We start from the raw sequence: 607 nt of genomic DNA on the forward strand, positions 1-607 counted from the left end.
CGCCGCCGCGATGCCGCGCACCAGCGCGTCCGAAAGCGCACGCTCCGCCGACCCGAGCCGCCAGGGGCTCGAGGCCGCGCTGACGCGATAGCCGGCGCCGGCAAGCGCCGCCGCGAGCACCCCCGCACCGGCCGGCCCGAGGCTCGGCCCGAAACCCTTCACGCCCGCCTGGTCGGCATCGAACGCGGCGTGGACGATGCCGTCGGCCGGGTGCGCGGGCGCGAAGCGCATCCGGCCGTCATAGGTGAGGGCCGCATAAAGCGGCAGGCGGCGGGCGGCGAGCGCATCGACGAGGCGCATGGCCCAGTCGCGCGAGACGATGTCGAAGAGGGCGGAGGCGGCGACGAGGCTCGCGCCGTCGAGGAGGTCCGTGCCGCGCCCGCCGATTTCGGCGAGGTCGTACCGGATCGTCTCGGCGCCCGGGTGGCGGGCCGCGGCGATTGCCAGCAGCGCGGGATCGCGGTCGACGAGCCGCCAGCGCGTCGCGGTCGGGAGGCGCGGACCGAGGGCGCGCGGGGTCGCGCCGGTGCCGCAGCCGAGATCGACGACGAGCGGGGACGCGGCGTTGCGGCTCGCCTCGGCCGGGTCGAACGATCTCAACATGTGG

At 76.8% G+C, this 607-nt stretch carries 1 protein-coding gene; it reads right to left on the reverse strand.

Annotation, left to right across the window (positions count from 1 at the left end; translation table 11 throughout):
* Positions 1-607, reverse strand: a 607-nt coding sequence (locus tag E4O86_RS23060) for a class I SAM-dependent methyltransferase (RefSeq protein ID WP_161142863.1), incomplete at both ends; no start/stop codon positions are given.

The sequence above is a fragment of the Propylenella binzhouense genome, assembly GCF_009866965.1.
Taxonomy (GTDB): Bacteria; Pseudomonadota; Alphaproteobacteria; order Rhizobiales; family Afifellaceae; genus Propylenella; species Propylenella binzhouense.